General features: G+C 37.2%; 20 protein-coding genes and 1 other RNA gene. All 21 read left to right on the forward strand.

Going from position 1 to position 17,314, the window contains the following annotated elements; all coding sequences use genetic code 11:
• The first annotated feature begins 42 nt into the window (after window positions 1-42).
• The 21 genes from hfq to V6C17_RS12810 all read left to right on the forward strand — a co-directional run bounded on the left by hfq (window position 43) and on the right by V6C17_RS12810 (window position 17,217).
• Window positions 43-300, forward strand: coding sequence for an RNA chaperone Hfq (gene hfq / locus V6C17_RS12710; protein ID WP_333522948.1), 258 nt, complete (start codon window positions 43-45; stop codon window positions 298-300).
• A 110-nt stretch (window positions 301-410) separates the two neighbouring features.
• Window positions 411-586: non-coding RNA, 6S RNA (ssrS, locus tag V6C17_RS12715), on the forward strand.
• 113 nt (window positions 587-699) lie between these two features.
• On the forward strand, window positions 700-1,470 hold the full coding sequence (locus tag V6C17_RS12720) for a histidinol phosphate phosphatase (RefSeq protein ID WP_333522949.1): 771 nt from the start codon (window positions 700-702) through the stop codon (window positions 1,468-1,470).
• A 150-nt stretch (window positions 1,471-1,620) separates the two neighbouring features.
• Entirely contained in the window at window positions 1,621-2,232 is a 612-nt protein-coding gene (locus V6C17_RS12725; RefSeq protein ID WP_333522950.1) for an AAA family ATPase, read from the forward strand.
• A 62-nt stretch (window positions 2,233-2,294) separates the two neighbouring features.
• A complete protein-coding gene (locus tag V6C17_RS12730; protein WP_333522951.1) occupies window positions 2,295-2,537 on the forward strand; it encodes a hypothetical protein in 243 nt (80 codons plus the stop codon).
• Window positions 2,538-2,791: 254 nt separating this feature from the next.
• Entirely contained in the window at window positions 2,792-3,496 is a 705-nt protein-coding gene (locus tag V6C17_RS12735; RefSeq protein ID WP_333522952.1) for a GntR family transcriptional regulator, read from the forward strand.
• A 136-nt stretch (window positions 3,497-3,632) separates the two neighbouring features.
• Window positions 3,633-4,055, forward strand: a complete 423-nt coding sequence (phnG, locus tag V6C17_RS12740) for a phosphonate C-P lyase system protein PhnG (RefSeq protein WP_333522953.1) — start codon at window positions 3,633-3,635, stop codon at window positions 4,053-4,055.
• An 18-nt stretch (window positions 4,056-4,073) separates the two neighbouring features.
• Complete coding sequence (phnH, locus tag V6C17_RS12745; protein ID WP_333522954.1) at window positions 4,074-4,667, forward strand: phosphonate C-P lyase system protein PhnH; 594 nt, start codon at window positions 4,074-4,076, stop codon at window positions 4,665-4,667.
• 2 nt (window positions 4,668-4,669) lie between these two features.
• Window positions 4,670-5,788 carry a carbon-phosphorus lyase complex subunit PhnI gene (locus V6C17_RS12750; RefSeq protein ID WP_333522955.1) on the forward strand — a complete coding sequence of 373 codons (1,119 nt, stop codon included), beginning with the start codon at window positions 4,670-4,672 and terminating at the stop codon, window positions 5,786-5,788.
• The gene (locus V6C17_RS12755; RefSeq protein WP_333522956.1) at window positions 5,778-6,617 is read left to right on the forward strand and encodes an alpha-D-ribose 1-methylphosphonate 5-phosphate C-P-lyase PhnJ; all 840 of its coding nucleotides are present in this window, start codon (window positions 5,778-5,780) and stop codon (window positions 6,615-6,617) included. Before V6C17_RS12750 ends, V6C17_RS12755 begins: the two co-directional genes overlap by 11 nt.
• The gene (locus V6C17_RS12760; protein ID WP_333522957.1) at window positions 6,618-7,463 is read left to right on the forward strand and encodes an ATP-binding cassette domain-containing protein; all 846 of its coding nucleotides are present in this window, start codon (window positions 6,618-6,620) and stop codon (window positions 7,461-7,463) included. It begins immediately after the preceding gene.
• Between the two features lie 16 nt (window positions 7,464-7,479).
• Window positions 7,480-8,658, forward strand: a complete 1,179-nt coding sequence (phnM, locus tag V6C17_RS12765; RefSeq protein ID WP_333522958.1) for a phosphonate metabolism protein PhnM — start codon at window positions 7,480-7,482, stop codon at window positions 8,656-8,658.
• A gap of 9 nt (window positions 8,659-8,667) precedes the next feature.
• Window positions 8,668-9,279, forward strand: a complete 612-nt coding sequence (locus V6C17_RS12770) for a hypothetical protein (RefSeq protein WP_333522959.1) — start codon at window positions 8,668-8,670, stop codon at window positions 9,277-9,279.
• A gap of 4 nt (window positions 9,280-9,283) precedes the next feature.
• The gene (phnL, locus tag V6C17_RS12775) at window positions 9,284-9,979 is read left to right on the forward strand and encodes a phosphonate C-P lyase system protein PhnL (RefSeq protein ID WP_333522960.1); all 696 of its coding nucleotides are present in this window, start codon (window positions 9,284-9,286) and stop codon (window positions 9,977-9,979) included.
• A gap of 48 nt (window positions 9,980-10,027) precedes the next feature.
• Window positions 10,028-11,074: a phosphate/phosphite/phosphonate ABC transporter substrate-binding protein gene (locus V6C17_RS12780; RefSeq protein ID WP_333522961.1), complete on the forward strand. Its 1,047-nt coding sequence runs from the start codon at window positions 10,028-10,030 to the stop codon at window positions 11,072-11,074.
• Window positions 11,075-11,105: 31 nt separating this feature from the next.
• The gene (gene phnC / locus V6C17_RS12785; RefSeq protein ID WP_333522962.1) at window positions 11,106-11,867 is read left to right on the forward strand and encodes a phosphonate ABC transporter ATP-binding protein; all 762 of its coding nucleotides are present in this window, start codon (window positions 11,106-11,108) and stop codon (window positions 11,865-11,867) included.
• An 11-nt stretch (window positions 11,868-11,878) separates the two neighbouring features.
• Window positions 11,879-12,655, forward strand: a complete 777-nt coding sequence (locus tag V6C17_RS12790; RefSeq protein ID WP_333522963.1) for a PhnE/PtxC family ABC transporter permease — start codon at window positions 11,879-11,881, stop codon at window positions 12,653-12,655.
• Window positions 12,655-13,491 (forward strand): PhnE/PtxC family ABC transporter permease, encoded by an 837-nt coding sequence (locus V6C17_RS12795; RefSeq protein WP_333522964.1) that lies wholly within the window; start codon window positions 12,655-12,657, stop codon window positions 13,489-13,491. Before V6C17_RS12790 ends, V6C17_RS12795 begins: the two co-directional genes overlap by 1 nt.
• A gap of 32 nt (window positions 13,492-13,523) precedes the next feature.
• A complete protein-coding gene (locus V6C17_RS12800; RefSeq protein ID WP_333522965.1) occupies window positions 13,524-15,143 on the forward strand; it encodes an inositol monophosphatase family protein in 1,620 nt (539 codons plus the stop codon).
• Between the two features lie 347 nt (window positions 15,144-15,490).
• The gene (locus V6C17_RS12805; RefSeq protein ID WP_333522986.1) at window positions 15,491-16,453 is read left to right on the forward strand and encodes a GNAT family N-acetyltransferase; all 963 of its coding nucleotides are present in this window, start codon (window positions 15,491-15,493) and stop codon (window positions 16,451-16,453) included.
• A 317-nt stretch (window positions 16,454-16,770) separates the two neighbouring features.
• Complete coding sequence (locus V6C17_RS12810; RefSeq protein WP_333522966.1) at window positions 16,771-17,217, forward strand: LysM peptidoglycan-binding domain-containing protein; 447 nt, start codon at window positions 16,771-16,773, stop codon at window positions 17,215-17,217.
• The last annotated feature ends 97 nt before the right edge of the window (window positions 17,218-17,314 follow it).

Genomic DNA, 17,314 nt, shown 5'->3' on the forward strand with positions numbered 1-17,314 from the left:
TAAAAATACAGAGAGAAGAAAATAACCGGAGGGGTTTCATTCATGACAACTAAAGTAATAAATCTACAAGATAGCTTTTTAAACCAAGTTCGCAAAGAAAATGTACCTGTAATAATTTACCTTGTTAACGGTTTCCAACTTCGCGGAGCTGTTAAGGGGTTCGATAATTTTACAGTAATTATTGAAAATGACGGCAAACAGCAGTTAGTATATAAGCACGCTATATCAACAATTACGCCCTTCCGAGCGTTAAATAATCATTACGAGAAAAGAGAAGATTCAAAAACTGAAAAGCAATAACAACTGTCCTAGGTTTAAAACCTAGGCAGTTTTACTTTGTGTTAAACTTGTTTAGAGAGTCTGTCTAACTTGATGTTTTAATACAGTTATGCTATCATAATATCACTGTAAAACTCCTGAGGGGTGCGTCATCTTTACAATGTTCAACCTACGCATTGATATAGGGAGTCCAATGTTAATGCAGCCGTCATGCCCTTTACAGGGAAGGCAAAAGCTTATCTAGGATGCCCACCTGCTCAGAGAAGCGGGTCTTGAACATTCGAAGAAACGGCACCTCGGGTCTATAATACAAACTACTTATTGTATTAACTCTCAAAGCACTCATTTTAAGTGAGTGCTTTATTGCATATAATCAAAATTAATTAAAATATGGGTAAATTAAACTAAGGAGGCTAATTTATGATTGTCGATACGCATATACACACTTTATTTTCATCCGATTCTAAAATGACAATTAATCAAGCACTACAAAAAGCTAATGAACTTGGGGTTGCTATAACTGTTACTGAGCATATGGATTTGGCCTACCCAGAACCAGACGCATTTGTCTTTGATATAACCGACTACTTTAATGAGTACGAAAAGTACCGTAGTGAGAATTTATACCTTGGTATAGAATTGGGAATGCGTCAGGATTGTATAGCTGATAATAGCACAATAGTTATGAATAATCAGTTCGACTACGTTATTGGCTCAATACACGTAATTGATAATATAGATATTTATAACGAAGATTTTTACCATATGCGAAGCAAGCAGGAAGTGTATCATCAATACTTTGACTCAATGATTTCCTGCTTAAAGACATATGATTTTATAGATTCGCTTGGTCATATTGACTATATAGCTCGTTATGCAAGATTCGAAAACCCTGAAATATATTACAATGAATATAGTGAAAAAATTGATAAAGTACTTAAAATCTTGGCACAAAACCAGAAAGCTATTGAAATAAATACACGGCGTATAGCTGACCCGGCTACACTAGAAGCCTTAATTCCGATATACAAGAGATTTTATGCTCTTGGGGGACGAATCGCTACAGCTGGTTCTGATGCTCATAAACCAGAGGATATAGGGAAAAATTTTAATATTGCTATGAACATTGCAGAAATGTGTAACCTTAAATTAGTATATTTTGAAAACCGAGTTCCACACTTTATAAAATAAAATCTTTTAGATCCGCATTGCTAAAATGCGGATTTTTCATGTTATATAGGAATTAAAAACCGTTTACTTATATTTATTCCTTTTAATAATCACCCCTCACTACACAAATGCGTATACTATATACCACCATAACCTTATGAGGTGAGAAAAATGGCTTATATTTGGCCTCAGGACGTCATTTCGGCACTAGAGCAAGGAGATATATCAGCAACTGAAGCTTTTAAAGCACTAAGAGAAATGGATAGCTTAGCTTTGCCAACTACAACTTCAGAAGGTTGTAATAACCAGAATAGAATCGATGAGATATTACGTGAATTAGATAGTTTAATCGGACTTAAGGAAGTAAAAAGGTTGGTTCGTGAGATCTATGCATTTATAGAAATCCAAAAACGACGAGAAAAAGAGCGTCTAGCAACAGAACCTCTTGTTTTGCACATGATTTTTAAAGGAAATCCAGGGACTGGTAAAACAACTGTAGCGAGAATATTAGGCAAAATACTTCGTGAAATGGGTGTATTATCTCATGGACATCTAATTGAAGTAGAAAGAGCAGATTTAGTTGGAGAATACATAGGACACACAGCACAAAAAACTCGCGAACAGTTAAAAAAGTCCTATGGGGGCATCTTGTTTATAGATGAGGCTTATTCATTAGCCCGAGGTGGCGAAAAAGATTTTGGAAAAGAATCTATTGACGTTTTGGTGATACTCTGTAAGCAAATCATTATAAAAAAAGATAAAGTTTTGAATAGAATATCTTAAACTACATACTATTATCAAGATATAAGAGATCAAGTTTAACTATGTAAGGAGTTGATGCTAACATGGAATCTTTGACTACGTTTATCACTGTTATCGACAAACTTACCGGAGAAGAGCTGCTAAACGAGGAAGACACTTCGTTTGCTTTACCTGAACACGATGAAATTAAAGAGCTTGAGGGAACTATTATTACAATCGCCGATAAAGAGTACACTATTATAGAAGCTACTACCGAGCCGAAGCTTAATAACGATTGCGATATGATCGGTGCTTATGTTTACTTACGCGTAGAGAACCATAGCTAATAGTATTTTAAAAAGCGAGTTATAGCAACTAGATTTTATAAGCAAAATTTAGTCTTGAGAAAAGAGCAAGGTTAATGTCTTGCTCTTTTTGTATCTTTAGAAATAGATCATATTATAAATAAAATATCATTAATTATTCAGTCTTTATACTAGTTAAGAATATCAACTATTTAACATTTCTATAACATTTAACCTTTAAAAAATATGATACAATTAAGACTAATATATTGCTGATTTTGTCGTGGAGGGAAATAATGATACCTGAGGATTTAATAGTCGATAAAATTATCAATGATATTACTAGAGGTACTTACAATGAGGACGAAAAACTTCCCTCTGAAAACACGCTAGCTGAAGTTATGCAGGTGCCGCGTATTATTGCTCGCAAAGCATATGAGAAGCTGGATGCAATGGGATATACTTATTCAGTTCAAGGCAAGGGACGGTATGTAAAAACTCGGCGACAGAAGATAGAGCTGGTTATATCAGGTAACGAGAGTTTTACAAGCAAAATGCTGGAAAACGGTTATGCTCTAATGACACAGCAAATTATGTTAAAAAAAATCAGCTACAATGAATATGTTTATAGAGAATTAAGGGTCGACGTAGATACTGATGTCTATAAAATTGGTAGACTGAGAATTATTGATGGTAAACCAGTAGCGCTACATATATCCTATGTATCTCAATGCCTGTTCAAAAATATTGCTACTGACGGCAAAGAGATTTTATCAATGTTTGCTTATTATAGAAAAGTTGGCTATACAAGCTTTGCTACTGGTAAAAGCATTTTAAGCATAACCTACCCTAATCATAAAGAGCGTAAACTATTACAGTGCGAGAGTCTTGTACCTTTACTGACGATTGAAACAAATTGCATGGATGATAATACCGGACAGATTTTAGAATATACAAGAATAAAATATCGTGGAGATTACTTTAAATATGTAATCTCTTGAATAAATAAGCCTTGAAGCTGTCTAATCCTCAGCTTTAAGGCTTATTTATTTAACCTGATCTTAACAAAACTTAACATATTCTTTACTTGTACTGACTTGGCAACAAGTTATACTGACATTGACAGGGGGGCAAGCCATGAACAGACGAGAAAGAACCCAAATTCTAGTAGACGGCTCACCGCAGTTAGCTAAAGAATTAGCAAGTGAGATTGAGGCAAGCTACGCCGTAAATGTTATTGAACAACCCAATAATGGCTTAGTTATGCTTAAGATGCGTGAAAATGCTAAGCGATCATTATTTTATCTAGGTGAGGTAATAGTAGTTGAAGCAAAAGTAGAAATAAACGGACACTTGGGTCTAGGGATAGTAATAGGCACAAATGAAAATCTAGCCTACTACCTGGCAGTGATTGATGCAGCCTATAATGCTGCTCTACCCGAAACGGCATGGTGGGCAAAAAAACTACAAACAGAGCGACAGCATATTAATGAAAATATTAAATTCCGTACAAGCAAAATACTCAAAACAAAAGTTAGTTTTGAGACTATGGATGAATAGAAAGTAGGTTATCGCTCAATGGAATTAGATATGACACATGACATACAAAGCGTATTTCGTAAATTACTTAACTGCATGTCAAGACCTGGTTTGATTGAGAATATCAGCACTGAAAGTCAAAAGATAGATATCAACATTGATATTAGCAGCCACTTGCTGACAGTTCTGTTTACAGTGTTGGACGGAGAGGTATCGTTTGACCTGATGGCGTTGAACGGTAACCAGCTAGTAAAAAAGATAAACCAGCTAACATATGCTAAGAACACTGCAATTCAGCAAGCTGACTATATAATAGTCACCAAGACGGCTGATCAATTAGAGCTGTTAAAAGCTTGTGGCAAAGCGAAGGTCGGTACATTAATTGATCCTCATAAATCTGCCACTTTAATTATGGAAGTCGAAGAAATTTTCGCAGCACAACAGCTTGTACTGACAGGCCCGGGAATTGAGCGGGAAAGTTACGTCAGTGTGTCAGGCAGCTTAGACTGGATTGGCAAGCGGATGGAGAAGAACATTGAGTTTCCTCTTGGCATAGACATGATTATCGTTGATGGAACAGGCAATATAATCTGCTTGCCCAGAACAACAAAGATTGCGTATCAGGGAGGGTAATAATGGGTTATGTTGCAGTAAAAGGCGGAACACTTGCCATTGATGAATCGATAAAAAGATTGAAGTTTGAACGTCTTAAGAACCAAACAGTTTTAAATGTTAAAGATATTGAAGGCGGCATGCGTGGCCTGATTGATACAGTTATGTCGGAAAGTAGTCTATATAATAGAGAAAGTGCTGCAATAGCGATTAAGCAAGCTGAAGGCAGTGTAGAAGAAGCTGTTTTCTTATTAAGGGCATATCGTTCCACTCTGCCGCGCAAACACTACTCAAACACTATTGATACACAAAATATGCATGTTGAACGACGGATATCCTCATGCTTCAAGGATATTCAAGGCGGCCAAATATTAGGAGCAGCTTACGACTATACTCATCGCTTAATAGATTTTTCACTAGATGATGAATATTTAGACGATGTAAAGGCTTGGCTGACTGAGTTTGAAGCAAGGCAGGGCGGCGTTGAACAAAGTGACATTTGCCTCAATCAATTACCTAAGGTAACGGAATATCTGCGCCAGGAAGGACTTATCAGCAGTTATGAAGATGATGACAATGAACCTGTGGATATAACAAAAAAGAATCTGGAGTTCCCGACTGTAAGGAGCGAGCGCTTGCAAATGCTGAGCCGCGGACAGACAGGTGCGGTAACATCGTTGGGATATGCTGCTTTGCGGGGCTACGGTGATTTGCATCCTACAGTTGGCGAGCTACGTGTTGGTAACGTCGAAGTATACATTGATAACCCATTAGGGGATGGCAATTATCATGATTGCTTTTATCTAGGTCAACTTCAAATAACCGAAGTCGAAACTTATGTTGCTAGAAGTACTAACAATAATACTGATAATAGTCAACTGCAATTAGAAATAGGCTATGGAGCTTGCTTCGGCCAAAATGAAACTAAGTCCATAGCCATGAGTATGTTGGATTTATGCTTGGAAACCGACAACCCTAAATATCCAACTCAGGATGAAGAGTTTGTTCTGTTCCATATTGATAGTGTTGAATCTACCGGTTTTATTTCACACTTAAAACTTCCTCATTATGTTACTTTCAAGTCAAAGCTTGATAGTGTGCGTAAAACTCGTGACAAAGAGGGAGCAGGTAATGAAGATTAAATACAACTATGCTTATTTTGACGAAGGATCAAAGCGCGAAATTCGTCGCGCAATGCTCAAGGCTGTTGCAATACCGGGATATCAGGTTCCATTTGCATCGCGTGAAATGCCAATTGGCCGTGGTTGGGGGACTGGCGGGCTGCAGTTAACTTTATCACTTATTGGCAAAGACGATACATTAAAAGTAATCGATCAAGGTTCTGATGAGTCGGTAAATGCTGTCAATATCAAAAATTTAATTGCTAAGACAACAGGTGTTGATTTAACTGATGATACTGAGTCGGCAAGTTTGATTCAATCGCGCCATCGCATACCAGAGATACCGCTTAATAGCGATCAGATTTTAATTTTGCAAGTACCTATTCCCGAACCGCTGCGCACGGTAGAAGCCAGTGAGTTTACTACCAAAAGGCTGCATGCCGAAAACGAATATAGCGGAGCTTGGCTTATGTTATTTGAGCAGATTATTAAATACGGTCAAATGTCCACAGGAGCCGATCATCCGGTAGTTGTGGCGGATAGATATGTAATGGCACCTAGTCCAATCCCTCGATTCGACAATCCTAAAATGAATCAAAGTAAAGCACTTATTCTACTTGGTGCTGGCCGAGAAAAAAAGGTGTATGCTATACCACCATATACAAGAGTTGTTTCCTTGGCTTTTAATGACTATCCTTTTCAAGTTGAAGGTTTTAAGGATAAAACATGCCGTCTGTGTGGAGCAGAGGGAGTTTATATGGACGAGATTATTGATGATAATTCCGAAACAGCCTCTTATCAATGCAATGATGCCAGTTTTTGCTTGATGAGATTGAACGGAGGTAACTAAGTGAATGACTTTGAAGCCCCAATATTAACTGTAAAAAGACTGCGCAAGCAATTTGGTAATGGCTGTGGCAAATGTCATGAACTAGATGAAAGCAAGCTGGAAAAAAACTATTGTCCTATGTGCGGTACTATTTATGCCTGTAGGGATATATCGTTTGATGTATATAAGGGCGAAATACTAGGTGTAGTCGGTGAAAGCGGTAGCGGCAAGTCGACCATGATGCAATGTTTGTACTTTGACCAACCGGTTACAAGTGGTGAAGTATTTCTGCAAGGCTATAAAGATGGTAGCGATAATCTTTTTAAGCAATCAGCGCAGCAACAACGTTATATTCGCAATCATTGGTTAGGCAAAGTGTATCAGAACCCCATTTACGGTTTAAAAATGAATTTTTCATCAATAGGCAATATTGCCGAGAAACTTATAGCCGCCGGAAATCGTGACGTTGAAAGCATGATTAACAGAGCAAAAGAGCTATTAACTCATGTAAATATTCCATTGTTTCGAATGAAAGAGCCTCCGCATAATTTTTCAGGCGGTATGCAGCAACGAGTTCAAATCGCCAAAGCATTAAGCAATAACCCGCCGATTCTACTACTAGATGAAATAACGACAGGCCTTGATTTATCAGTTCAAGCTAATGTCCTTGATTTAATTAAGCAAATACAGCGTGAACTTAATATAAGCATGATCGTTGTATCACATGATTTGGCAGTAATTAGAATGCTGGCAGATAGGACAATAGTTATGCTTAACGGACGGATTGTAGAAACTGGCTTGACTGATCAAATATTAGAAGACCCTCAGCACCCTTATACTCAACAACTAGTGTATTCCTTGCTGTAATATATGGGAGGTATATATGTACTTAATTACTAATGGCCAGGTAGTTACCGAAGATGCAATATTGGAAAGTCATGAAGTGCTTATCAGGGATGGGCTAATTGAAGGGATATTTCCAAGCGGGACAATTGGCCATGAACTTTGTCGAAATGTTATTGATGCTAATGGCGGTTATATATCACCAGGCTTTATTGATATCCATGCTGATTTTATTGAGACTATGGCTTCTCCGCGGCCTACCAGCGTAATGGACTTTGGTTTAAGCATACGCGAAACCGAGAAAGTATTAATTGGGCATGGCATAACTACAATGTTTCACTCACTGTCTTTGTATAAAGAGGATGAATTTGGCTTTAAACCAATTAGACAAGCGAAAAATGTCCGAAAGCTAATTGATTTAATTGATGCCAGTCACAACAGGCAGCATTTAATACGCCATCGTTTTCATGCTCGGTTTGAAATCGATAACTTTGATGAGATAGAAAATCTAAAACAGTATTTAGACCAGAATAAAGTTCATTTGGTTTCTTTTATGGATCATTCTCCCGGACAAGGTCAATATAGAGATCTGGAAGTTTTCCGCACTACCTTAAAGGGCTATAAAGATATAACTGACCAAGCGATCGATGGGATTATTGCTAAAAACCAACTTAAAGAAAAATTGACAATTCAGATGATTAAAGAAATCGCAGACTTGGCTAGCGAAAAGAATATCGCTATAGCATCCCATGATGATGATACCGTAGAAAAAGTTGAACTCGTACAACACTTTGGTGCTACTATCAGTGAATTTCCCATTACTTTAGATGTTGCTAAAGAAGCTAAGCGCCGGGGTATGTACACAATAGCAGGTGCACCTAATGTCCTATTAGGCGGATCACATTCTGGAAATTTATGTGCTGCTACAGCCACTAAACACCAGCTAATTGATATTTTATGCAGCGATTATTACCCAGCCTCACTGCTGCATGCAGTTTTTATTCTACATGAGAAACATGGTTTGGATTTAGGTGCTATGTTTAATCTTGTAAGTATTAATCCAGCTAAAGCAGTAAAGATGGACAATGAAATTGGCTCCATAAAGAAGGGTAAAAAAGCTGACATTATTGTAATTAATAAGATCGATGAAAACTATCCTGCCATTACCGCTGTTTTGGTTGACGGAAAACTAGTAACTCGGACGCATTACCGCGTGTAGGAGGAAGACATGGTATTAGGGATAGAACCGCAAATTGGTCAAGCCGTTACGATAATTAATACAACTTTTGGCCGCTATACGGAGGTTGGTAAGCACAGCTTTTTGGAAAACGTTATATTAGACGATTATTCATATGTCATGGAGTTTTGCTATCTCCAGAATGCTGAAGTTAAGAAGTTTGCCAATATCGCTGCTATGGTTCGTATTGGACCGACAGACCATCCGATGTACAGACCTACTATGCATCATTTTACATATCGACGCAGAATGTATGGCTTCGACGATGTGGATGACGTGGAGTTTTTTAAACAGCGCTCTAGCCGTAAAACATATATCGGCTATGATACCTGGATTGGTCACGGTGCAATAATAATGCCCGAAGTTAGTATAGGCAACGGAGCAGTTATCGGCAGTGGTGCAATTGTCACTAGAAATGTCGAGCCATATACAATTGTTGTAGGCTCACCAGCTAGAGTCGTGAGATCAAGGTTTTCACCTGATATTGTCGAGAAACTCGAAGCAATAAGATGGTGGGATTGGCCACATGACAAGATAAAGGCTAACTTTAATGACTTTTTGCTGGACGCAGCAAGTTTTGTCAAAAAACATTACAAAGGGTGAGGTAATGACAGCACTGCTTGAAATTGAGAACCTCGGTAAATCATTTACTATCCATAGTATAGACAAGCATATCCATGCTTCCCAGCAAATTAATATTTCACTAAATAACGGCGAGTTTGTTGGAATTGTAGGTAAAAGCGGCAGCGGTAAATCAACAATCCTCAAATGTATTTATCGGACTTATTCACCTAGCAACGGGGAAATATGGTACAATTCGCAAAAATTTGGCCGAATTAATATGGCTGCAGCCAGCGAAAGGCAGATTATCTATCTGCGACGCTATGAAATCGGTTATGTTTCACAGTTTCTGAGTGTAATGCCACGGACCACTGCTATTGAGATAGTGGAACAGGCTTTGCTTGATATGGGTTATGCCAAGGATTATTGTCGGCAACAGGCCGTTAAAATGCTTACCCACTTTGAATTAGATGAAGAACTCTGGGATAGTTATCCCACTAATTTTTCAGGCGGTGAAAAATTACGTCTCAACATTGCTCGAGCTATGGTGAAACGACCACGCTTACTGCTGCTTGATGAGCCTACTGCTAGTCTGGACAATGCTTCAAAAGTTAAAGTGAGAGAACTTATTGAGCAACTCAAAGCAGAAGGAACTACTATGTTGGGAATATTTCACGATATTGAATTTATGCAGGGGGTGTGTGATAAGCAATTTAATATTTCGGCAGGTCAGTTGGTTTAAAGTCCTTATATTGTTTAAAAAAAATAAAACGTAAGGGGTATAACTATAATGAAAAAACGTTTATTGGCTCTGGCTTTATTAGCAATCGTTGGATTAACATCATTAACTGGCTGTGGAAGTTCTAAAAATGCAGGTGTCACTGCTGAAAGTAAGGACATAGTCATGGTGTGGCTGCCTAATGAATCGAGTGAAGGACATAAGGGAGCACGGGAAGAAATCGGCAAGATTATCGAAAAGGCTACAGGCAAAAAGGTTGAGCATAAGCTAACAACTGACTACGCTATTACTGTTGAAACATTAGCTAATAATAAAGCCGCATTAGCATATTTGGGACCACAAGGTTATGTCGAAGCTCATAATAAAAATGCTGCAGTTCTGCCATTGGTAGTGTCGAGTGGTCCTTCAGGCACAATAAATGATGCTGTATATTATTCGTGGCTTACTGTAAATAAAGGTGCGGAAGATGAATATAAAAGCAACAACACTTATGCAATAGATAAAATTGAAGGTAAGACAATGTCTTTTGTCTCCAACAGTTCGACATCAGGTTTTAAAGTACCAAGCTCCGGTATTGTAAAAAAGTTTTCTGCTGCCGATAAATGGAAAAATATTAAAGCTGCTGACCTAATGGAAGGCGGAAAAGATAAATTCTTCAAAGAAGTAATGTTTGGAGGATCGCACCAAGGTGCAGCAGTAAACCTACTTACTGGCAAAGTTCAAGTGGCCGCATTCTGTGATGAGGTATTACGCCCTTATATTAAGCTAACAAGTGGGGAAGAAAATAAGGTAGGAGCAGTTTACGCCATTAAAGAAGGGGCAGGGGAGCCTTTCCAAAAATTAATTGGCAAAGAATACGTGGTTATTTCATCAACGCCAGTGCTAAACTCACCTCTTGTTATGAATACCAAAATGCTGTCGAAAGAAGACCAAGAAAAAATTCTAGCAGCCTTGACATCACCAGAGATAAATAACAATCCTAAAGTGTTTGTTCCAAAAGGCCAAAACTTTACTGGCATGTTTAGCAAGACTAAAAATGAGCAATTTGTAAAAATCGATGACGCCTGGTTTCAGCCGATACGCGATCTAACAAAATAATTGATGCTGGTAAACGTAAGGAGAGTAATTGATGACAGTACTAGAATGCAAGAACCTATATAAGGAATATAAAGATACAATCGCCCTAAGCAATATCAATTTTTCTGTAAATAGAGGAGAGTTAGTATCAATAATAGGACCATCTGGTGCTGGCAAGTCAACACTTCTTCGCTGCATTAACCGCATGATAGAGGCTACAAGCGGCCAGATTATATTTGATGGCGTTAATGTTTTAGAACTGAATAAAACAGAACTTAGAAAACAACGCACAAAAATCGGAATGATTTTTCAGCACTATAATCTTGTTAACCGTCTTAGTGTAATTGAGAATGTTTTACATGGACGATTGGGCTATAAATCAACTTTATCCGGAGTTCTTGGTCGTTATAGCGAGGCGGAAAAAGTGCAGGCTTTTGGCATTCTAGCAAGACTTGGTCTGCAGGAACATGCTTATAAACGTTGTGATGAGCTGAGTGGTGGTCAAAAACAGCGCGTGGGTATTGCCCGCGCGCTGATCCAAGACCCTAAGCTGGTGCTATGTGATGAACCGATAGCGTCACTTGATCCCAGTTCGGCGAAAGTTATTATGGATTATTTAAAAGATATTAATCGTGATATGGGCATAACATGTCTAGTCAACTTACATCAAGTTGATGTAGCCTTGCGGTATTCTGATAGAATTATTGGAATCCGCGGCGGCCGAATTATTTATGCTGGCGTGCCAGCTGAACTTAAAGAAGAAACAATTCATGAAATTTATGGCTCGAAGCAGGGCGAACTAATAATAGATTAGGAGTGTAAGAAATGGGAATAGAAATTGCCCAAAATCGTCAACGCAATATTACTCTCATGTTTATATTCTTGATTATTCTATCTGCCGCATCTATGCAGATAACTGAGTTTAACCTAGTAGATGCTATAACGGCTATCCCTAACGCTATGACCTGGATGATTGCTAACTTTTATCCTAATGCCCAATCCTTAGATAACCTTCCTTCAATACTATCTAAACTTAAAGAAACAGTACTCTTAGCAATAGTCACCACAACTACTGCCAGCATATTTGCTTTGTTGTTTGCTTTGATGAGCACACGATCAAATTTGATATTAACAATGACCTGTCGGTTAATCGCGTCATTTTTTCGTAATGTACCAGATACAGTTTGGGCCATAGTGCTGCTTTTGTCGTTCGGACAAAATATAGTTTCCGGTTATTTTGCCTTATTTTTTGCAACATTTGGCTTTTTGACAAGGTCCTTTATCGAAACAATTGAAGAAGTAAGTACAAGTTCAGTCGAAGCTTTAGAGGCGACAGGCGCAACCTATTTCCAAGTAGTATTTCAAGCTATAATGCCGTCGAGTATTACACAGATAATAAGCTGGGTTTTGTTTATGATAGAGACCAATATTCGCAGCTCTACTCTTGTCGGTATGCTTACAGGCACAGGTGTTGGACATTTATTCAACTTATACTATAAAAGCTTTGATTATAATAGTGCCAGCTTGGTAGTAGTGCTGATAATAATTGTAATAATCGCCATCGAATATATCTCTAATTACATAAGAAGGGTGATTTTATAATGGAATTATGTTTAGATAATCATGTAATTCGAGACCGGCAAGGCCAGATACGGACAAAGACGTTTGACAAAAGGCAGAATATAATTAGTTATACAATTGCCGTATTGACTTTGCTAACATTTTATGGAGTGCTAACTTTTGACTATAAACAGCTGGATTTTTGGAATGCTTTACAGCAGACTGCGGAAAATGTAATTATTATGTTTACGCAGCCACAAGCTACACACTTCACGTTAGCTGAAGCCGGCTATCAAGTCTTAGTAACTATAGGCTTGGCTTTTTTAACTACTATGATTGGAGCGGTTTTAGCAATTTTCTTTGGACTTCTAGCTGCAAGAAATTTGAGTAATAAGCTAATATCTGATTTAATAAAAGGGGTTGTAGCCTTTATTAGAGCCGTGCCAACAGTGCTATGGGTGCTAATTTTTGCAGTAGCTGCTGGCCTAGGTAGTGTCGCAGCTGTGCTTGGACTTAGTTTTCACAGTGTGGGATATTTGATAAAAACATATTCAGAGTCTTTTGAAGAACTTGATGAAGGTGTTATCGAAGCATTAAAGGCCAGCGGTGCAAACTGGTGGCAAATTGTGTTTCAGGCAGTTATTCCATCATCACAAACCTATTTAATGGCGTGGACCTTTATACGATTTGAAATTAATTTCGCCAACGCTGTAGCTATGGGGGCAGCAGCGGGAGCAGGCGGAATTGGTTACGAGCTGTTTATGGCTGGGAATTTTTATTTTAGTAGTCGTGAACTAGGGGTAATAACATATTTTATTTTAGCATTTGCAATAATTCTTGAAATTTGTTCAAGCAAGCTTAAAGCAAAACTTAAGTGATAAAAGGTGAGCGTATGTAAAGGAAGGTAATAATGAAAATAGATCTTCATATTCATACAGATATATCAGATGGTTCGTTAAACATTTTTGAGACACTAGTCCTTGCAAAGAAAAATGGGCTAACTCATATAGCTATAACTAATCATGATACAGTTGAAGGTCTGCAGCAAGCTATTTATATAGGTACCAAAATGGGTATAAAGGTAATACCTGGAGTGGAAATTTCAGCCGTAGATAAAATTACTAGGAAAAAAATTCATATACTTGGTTATAATTTTAATTTAAAAGCACCTAATATTACTAAATTGTGCCAACCTCTTTTAGAACAACGCCTGCAAAAATCATTATGGCAAATAGAGCAGCTCATAGCTCATGGCTACAATATAAATAAAGACGAAATAAATCGGGAACGTGCTGGCAGAGCTAGTTACAAACAACATATAATGTCCTATCTAGTAAAGCAGGGCTATACGGACAACATATACTCTCCCTTATATGAGGAATTGTTTAAGGGTAGAGGCATATGTGCTGGTGAGATTGAATATGTAGATGTTACAGAAGCTGTACGGGCTATAAAAGCAGATGGCGGTATAGCTGTTTTGGCTCATCCGGGTTATCAAAGCACTTATTGCATCGTTGAGCAGCTAATTAGCGCAGGACTCGACGGTATTGAGTTATATCATGAGATGCATACTGCCGATGATCACGAAAAAATTAAACAACTGGCCGATAAAAATAATCTCATTTTAACTGGCGGCAGTGACTTTCATGGCGACTACGGAACTACAACCGAGCTCGGACAATTGCTTTGCCCTATAGAAACACTGAGTTATTTTGAAAGCCAAGAAGATAAGTATGTTCATTTTATGAAGAGTTTGGCTTATCAGTCTGGCGAAAAATTGCGCCAGGTTGCAACCAGACAAAAGCAAATTTCTTTAAAAGAAGATGAACTATGTAACTTAGTTACTAATTTTGATATAGAAATAGAAAAATTTATTGTAGCTAAAATTAAGTCAGAATTTCCTGCTCATGGTTTTATAACAGAAGAAAATACTGTGGAAGCATCTAGCAATTGTAGTTACACCTGGATTATTGACCCTATTGATGGCACGACCAACTTCATAAGTTTTGGTCAGGATTTTGCTGTCTCTATTGCACTGTACAAGAACCAACAGCCATACATAGGAGTAGTATATGATGTAATGGCGGATGACTTATACTTGGGCATAACTCGTAAAGGGGCATGGATAAATGACCTCCCTTTAGAACGGAAGCCCCCGATCGAAAATTTATCTGAGGCAATAGTTGATTGCAGTCTTAATACAATTAACCGATTCATACTTGAACATAACATCAAATTTTCGGCATTAATTAACCATATACGTGGTCATCGATCATACGGTGTTGCTTCGATCGCAATCTGTAAATTAGCTACTGGACTCCTTAGTGCTTATATCTCAGCAAAACTTAGTATTTGGGACTATGCAGCTGCAGCCATTATACTCACCGAAATGCAAGGCAGTTATTCTATTCTCAGTAGCTATGGAAGGAATTTAGAGTCTCATCAAAAGCTTGTATTTATAGCTTGTGAAAACAGACTTTTATTACAGCAATTACAAGATAAGCTAATGCAATTGAGAGAAGAAAAGTGATAAAATTAAATGTACTATATTTTGATTTTGGGGAAATGAATTTTAAATACTATAAATGTCGAATAGGAACAAATAACGATTGTATGATCACTGGCGAGTGATGTGTAGTAATCTTTTAGTAATTATTATAATACTTACTAAAAGAGGAGCTGGTTCAGATAGATCCAAAAAGATATCTGAACCAGCTCCTCTTGCTTTTTGTTATAGTTTAAGTTTAAGCCTGAATTTTTATTTCTTCACGATAGGTTAGTCCATTTATATTTACAAGAATATCTATAATATATAATGTTAAGTAGTAAATTTCCAGTAAGAGGTGAACCAAAATTAAAACTATAAAGATAATTGCAATAGGGGATTCAATAACTTATGGTTTTCCATACTCACAAGATCAATCCTGGTTTAATATAGCGGCGAAAGAGTTTCGAATAGAGTATTACAATAAAGGAATCAACGGAGATACCACTTCTGGGATGCTGAATCGCTTTGCCAAGGAAGTTATTTTAAATAACCCATCGCATGTCATAATTATGGGCGGGACAAATGATGCATATTGCTGCACAAAAGCTGATTGTGTTCTTAGTAATATCAAAGAAATGGTAGAGTTAGCTTTGCAACATTCCATTATGCCAATTATAGGTCTCCCAATACCCTGTAACGATAGCTTTGAGGAAACATTACTTAGTCAGTATCGTGAAAAAATCCGGGAATTTGCAATAATCAATAATGTCGTCTACATTGATTTTCATAAGGAAATGGCAGATCGTACCGGGTCAAAGCTAAAGCCAGCATTGCATTGTGACGGCATACATCCTTCAGTAGCTGGATATCGAAAAATGGCTGATACTGCAATTAGTTCGCTTATAAAGATCACAAGTAATTTTACAATATACAAACCTTCTAAAGCTGACTATCCATGTCTTATCAAGATTTGGGAAGACTCTGTTCGAGCTACTCATAATTTTATTACGGAGGAAGATATAAACTATTATAAGCCTTTAATTTTAAACAATTATTTCGATGCAATAGATTTGTATTGTTATAAAGATAGAACAGGCAAAATTGTTGGCTTTATAGGCTTAGACGGAGATAAGGTAGAAATGCTGTTTATAGATCCCGCTATGCGAAATACAGGTATTGGGAAGAAACTGTTAACTTATGCAATCACAAAATACAATGTAATTAAAGTAGATGTTAACGAACAGAATGAACATGCGGTTGGATTTTACCAACGTATGGGTTTTCGTATTGTTAATCGCTCGGATACTGATGCATGTGGCAAAAATTATCCAATTTTATCTATGGAGCTCTAAAACAGCTAGATGCGAATAATTGTATAACTACCTAAAGATATAAAACACTAGCAGCTATCAGATATTTCTGGTAGCTGCTAGTATTTATTGGTTAAGAAATAAATAAAACCATAGATTAAATGATTTTCACCTGTACCTTAAAGTCATCATTAAACAGAATATAGCTTTTTATAGTCCTCTAGTCCTACATATAGGTAAAAAGTCTTGACTATTCATGTCGCAAAATGTAAAATTGTAGTAAATAATGAAATATTTTGGTAAGTCATATGCTATAAGAATACTAGATCTACCATTGTTAAAACAGGAGGCTTTTACATATGATCTTCTATAGAGTAGTAAATATCTTCTTAGATATCATTTATTATTGTCAGGAACAAATACGATTTGCGTCTAGACCGAAAGTTGCTAAATATGCCAATAGACCAAATCTTACAGCATTTCAGAAGAATAAAATGTCAAGTTATTATGAAAAAAAATATAATAAAATCAAGATCAATTATATTTCATCCGCTATTATTGGAATACTTTTTATTGGACTTCTGGGTACGGCTTTTGGAGCACAAGATAAACCCGCCAAAGCCTATATAAATGTGCAAGTAGAAAGTGGAGACACCGTATGGAGTATTGCTTCAAAGTATTCAACAAATAAAGAAGATATTAGAGAAATTATTTATGAAATTAAGACAATTAATGGACTTGATCAAAACGCACGCGTTAACGATGGGCAAATACTAAAAGTACCTGTTGTTGCGAACTCACAATAGTGTTTAGTTTTACTAATCAAATAAACCTAGAGTCTACCTCAATAGGCTCTAGGTTTATTTTTAATTTATAGCACTTATCATGTGCTTATATTAGTGC

It is taken from the genome of Dendrosporobacter sp. 1207_IL3150, assembly GCF_036763085.1.
Lineage (GTDB): Bacteria > Bacillota > Negativicutes > DSM-1736 > Dendrosporobacteraceae > JBAIYU01.